Annotated in this window: 2 protein-coding genes and 1 pseudogene; 2 read left to right on the top strand and 1 reads right to left on the bottom strand. The window is 53.7% G+C overall.

The annotated features are described in order from the left end of the window. Together ABF979_RS15480 and ABF979_RS15475 are read left to right on the top strand one after the other, a co-directional pair. A pseudogene (locus ABF979_RS15480) lies at positions 1-1,498 on the top strand (GMC family oxidoreductase); the annotation flags it as partial. Then, positions 1,491-2,858, top strand: coding sequence for a c-type cytochrome (locus ABF979_RS15475; protein WP_415560629.1), 1,368 nt, complete (start codon positions 1,491-1,493; stop codon positions 2,856-2,858). The pseudogene ABF979_RS15480 and the gene ABF979_RS15475, both read left to right, overlap by 8 nt. A gap of 825 nt (positions 2,859-3,683) precedes the next feature. Here ABF979_RS15475 and ABF979_RS15470 read toward each other — a convergent pair. Next, the gene (locus ABF979_RS15470) at positions 3,684-4,649 is read right to left on the bottom strand and encodes a DMT family transporter (RefSeq protein ID WP_415560628.1); all 966 of its coding nucleotides are present in this window, start codon (positions 4,647-4,649) and stop codon (positions 3,684-3,686) included. Positions 4,650-4,854: the final 205 nt, after the last annotated feature.

Here is a 4,854-nt window from a genome sequence, read left to right as displayed (position 1 = left end):
TTGCGCCCAGAATACACGCAATCTCCAACCAACCCCGACATAACCGGCGCCTTTGCCACCCCCCCCGGGGGCCCCCCCCCCGCCCACCCCGAAACCCCCCAACAAATCCCTGCACACGACCGGGCCGAACGCCGAAGCCTATCAGCAGGTTTATCTGCGAATGATGGGCGGCACGACGTGGCACTGGGCCGGTTGTGCATGGCGTTACCTGCCGTCTGACTTCGAGCTCAAGACCCGCTACGATCAAGGTCGTGACTGGGCCGTCAAGTACGAGGATCTAGAGCCATTCTACTATCAGGCCGAGGTCATGATGGGCGTGTGTGGTCCTGATCCGAAGGTCGAAGATCTGGGCTCTCCGCGTGCGCAACCCTACCCGATGGACGCACTACCGCTCTCCTATGCCGCGCAGCAGTTCCGCCAGCTCATTGCAGAACAGACACCATGGCGCGTTGTCCATGAACCTCAGGCCCGCAATACGCGCCCGTATGACGGGCGCCCGACCTGTGAAGGCCATAACAACTGCATGCCGATCTGCCCAATCGGGGCCATGTATAATGGCAGCTATTCCGTCTACCACGCGGAAGCCGCCGGCGCGAAGTTCGTAACCAATGCCGTCGTGTACAAGATTGAGCGCGACGAAGCGAACAAGAAGGTCACGGCTGTTCACTATTACGATCCGGACAAGGGATCGCACCGCGTGACCGGCAAGTACTTCGTCATTGCGGCACACTGCATCGAAACAGCCAAGCTGCTTCTGGTCTCCGCCGATGAGAAAAGCCCGACCGGGGTTGCCAACAGCTCCGATCAGGTTGGCCGCAACATGATGGATCATACCGGCGTTCAGGTGACGTTCATCAGCGGCGACAAATCTCTTTGGCCTGGGCGCGGACCTCTGGAAACCAATGTCATCGACAATTTCCGCGATGGCGACTGGCGCGGTGAGCATGGCGCATATCTCGTCCACATGGTGGATGACAACCAGGTGGATTTCGCAACACAGCTTGCAATTTCAAAGGGATATGTCGGCAAGGATCTGGAAGAGCAGATCCGCTATCTGGCGTCGCACACCGTCCGTCTCTTCAGCCACAATGAGGCCCTGCCCGATCCGGACAACCGTCTGACATTGAGCAAGACTAACAAGGACGCGCTGGGGATCCCGCATCCGGAAGTCTATTACAAGCTTCCGGAATACACAGTTCGCAGTTGTGAGCACACGCGAGGCGTCTTCAAGCAGCTTATCGGCCTGATGCATGGGACCGATGAGGAATGGACACCGGGCTACTTCCCGCAGGATCACCCCTCCGGCAGCACCATTATGGGAACGGACCCGAAGAACTCCGTGGTGGATGGCCATTGCCGAACGCATGACCATGACAACCTGTTCATCGCAAGTTCGTCCGTGTTTTCCACGGTTGGAACCGGGAACATCACCCTCACCGTCGCAGCCCTTGCGCTTCGTGTTGCTGATACGCTGAAAAAAGAACTGCTTCATGCCTGATTTCAAGAAAGTTTTTGCGTCTTTTCTGATCAGTGGCGCCGTTCTGGGTGGAATAGGATATTCTACTGCCCGTGCAACTGACGTGGGACAGGACGTTATGTCCCGTGGTGCGTATCTGGCGACTGCAGCAGACTGTATTGCCTGTCACACCCGCCCAGGCGGCAAGCCGTTTGCGGGGGGCCTGAAAATTGCGACCCCGCAGGGTGACGTTATTTCTACCAACATCACACCTGATGCGGAACACGGGATCGGCGCCTATACGGAGGCTGACTTCGAAAAGGCGCTTCGTCACGGTGTCCGCAAGGATGGTGCTTACCTTTACCCGGTCATGCCGTACGTCTCCTATGCAGGCATGACGGACCAGGACGTGCATGCTCTTTATACGTGGTTCATGCATGGCGCTCGCCCTGTTGCAGAGAAGCCCACCGAGACGCATCTCAGCTTTCCTGGCAACATCCGCATGTCGATGATGGCTTGGAATCTGCTTGCTGGCAGAGAGAAGCAGGAGACCGGGGATTCCTCCCAGTATGACAAGCTACGTCGTGGGCACTATCTCGCAACCGCTCTTGAACACTGTGGAACCTGTCACACACCGCGTAACATGATGCTGATCGAAAAGCAGAGCCAGTATCTGGGTGGTGCACCGCTTGCCGGCTGGTATGCACCAAACATCACGCCAAGTGCGACAGGAGGGATCGGAGACTGGAGCGAGGATGACCTCGTAGCCTATCTCAAGACCGGCCGTGCCAAGAACCGCAGCCAGGCTGCAGGCCCCATGGCTGAAGCCGTCGAGCATAGCACCAGCCATCTGACGGATGAAGATCTGCACGCGCTTGCGGCCTTCATCAAGCAGATCCAGCCTCATGATGATGACAAGGATCATCAGGCCCGCGACAGTCTGGGCAAAGCGGCTTACAATCCGGACCTTCGCTCTGGCGAACTCACCCGCATTGACAATCTGCACGAAAAGTCTGGCGCAGAAATCTACACCGGCAATTGTGCCGCCTGCCACGGGCAGGATGGTGCAGGCACGGCAGATCAGTATGCCCCGTCACTGTATGCTAATTCAGTCGTCGGTTCCGAGCGTGTTGACAACCTCATTATGGCCATCGTCTACGGTGTGGACAGGAAAACGCCTGCAGGCGGCCATGCCAGCATGCCAGGATTTGGTTACAATTCTGACGTTCAGCGCCTGAGCGACGAAGAAATCGCTCGACTGGTCAACTACGTAACCGCGACGTTTGGCAGCGGTGATCATCATGTCACAGCAGAACTGGTCGCCAAGACCAGAACAGATCATCTTGAAACAGCAGTTTCCCATGTCATGGTCAAAACCACGACGGGTAACAGCACGCCATAACGTTTGTTAGGTGGAGTGGAAGCGTCAGAAGGGGGGAATTTTTCCTTGAGCCGCGTCCACGATTATGAGCGTTGCTCTGACCACTCTATGGGAATAACATCCATTTCCTTGGTATTTTCATCTCCTAATTTACAGAGAAAATGCTTTCCCCAAGAAAAACATCCAAGTCTCGTCATTCTTGAGAAATATTTTTTCGCGCTTTCCCACGGAAGAAATGGGCAAAACTCAGGCTTCTTCATTGTATGACAGTCGCCATCTGTTCGAGCGCCAAAGTAAGAACTAGCAGTAAATGATGCGCCATAACTTATACCTCATTGTCGCACACGACGAGGTATTCATGGGTACACTGGAGCGCCTTGCCTGCCCGGATCAACGGTCTCTGGAGACATCTTCTGGCTTGCCGGCAGTCGTGAGCGCAACTTTAGCCAGCCCCTTGGGCTCAACATTGAAAACGGGGAACGCGGCACTGTGGTCACTTATTTAGTGATAATGTGCTGCGAAAAAACGTTTCTGAACAAGCCGAATATTCTGTCTCTGGGAGATATCCCTAAAAGCAATTGCTAAGCGTAAGCTATATCGCTTGCTCTTTCATGAACGTTTCAGTTTACCGCAATTTCGCGCGAGGAAAATAGGCCCCTGGAGGCCGAGACTGGCAATCTGGTCACCTTAGTTGGACATAAAGCTGACCTAAAACTTGTAGGTTCTTATTTCACATAGGGGAAGGCATCCTTTTAGTGGATGCCTTCCCTTGCCTTCGACAGGAAAATAGCGGGAAATCCTGGTTCCTTTCGGAACTAGCTCCATCTTCCACTCTGCCCTGCCTCATTACGCAGTAGGGAGAGCGGTTTTCCTGGTTTCTTTCAGAGAGTCCTTGGCAATTTTTCGAGCCTTACGGCGTTCAAGGCGCTCTTTCATTGCCATTTTCTCGTAACGTATCCGCTGACGGATCCAGTTCAACATGCCGGAAGCCGTCAGGACGGCGATACCAACGAAAGTCCAGCGGTCGAGGGGTTGGCGAAAGACGAGATAGCTCAGCGCAACTCCCCACGCCATCTGACTATACTGCGGCAACGCAACGCGGTTCGCGGGTGCCCGAGCGGTTGCAAGCATCATGCACAACTGCCCCAATGCAGTCAGAAAGCCATACCCAAATAGGTAAATCCAAGTCTCGACATGGGAAGGCCAAGTGGCATGGGCAATCATCAGGATGCCGTTTCCAACCAGCGGCCCCATGAGACTGGACCCAAACAGCGACAGCCTCACTGTTTCCTTACTGGCGATGCGATAGGCAATGACACTTCCTGCATTCGCACAAGCGGCTAAAAGCGCACAGAGATGCCCTAAATTGAGCGGACGCATTCCGGGCCTCAGAACTATGAGAACCCCCGCAAAACCAAGCGCAACAGCCAACCATGCCCAGAATGTTACTTTTTCTTTAAGAAGAAGAACCGATAGAATGGTTACAAAAAGCGGCATCAGAAACGTGATCGACAGAGCTTCTGGCATCGAAAGAAGCATAAAAGCTTTAACGCTGGCAGCTGTCGCCACGAAGACACAGAAAGCCCTCAGCAGCCACATTCCACGAAGCTGAGGCCGTACGATGTCTAGATAGGATTCCTGGGGTTTACGAATGAAAGGAAGAATAAGAAAACCGAAAACACCTCCAAAAAACGCAACCTCAAACGGGTTCAGACTTCCGTCCAGCAGTTTGGAAAAGGCATCACTAACGGCAAACGCAGCATACGCTCCGAAGGCCAAGGCCATTCCGGAGAAGAGGGTTTTGGTGTCCATAAGACTCTGGGATTCGATTGAAAACAGAGAGGGCCGTGCTGAAAATTACTCAAGTGCGCCCAAAGAAAGCGCAAATGTACAGAGTTGATCTATCCACCTGTAATTTCGGTAGGCTTCTTAGAAGAGTAATTACAGAAATTCAAACCTATTTTCTGCGATATTATGAATTTTTATAGCACGCATTGAATATAACACGATATAAATG

The sequence above is a fragment of the Gluconobacter sp. genome (assembly GCF_047723935.1).
Taxonomy (GTDB): Bacteria; Pseudomonadota; Alphaproteobacteria; order Acetobacterales; family Acetobacteraceae; genus Gluconobacter.
The sequence above is the reverse complement of the archived record's forward strand: the minus strand, read 5'-3'. Positions and strand labels throughout refer to the sequence as shown.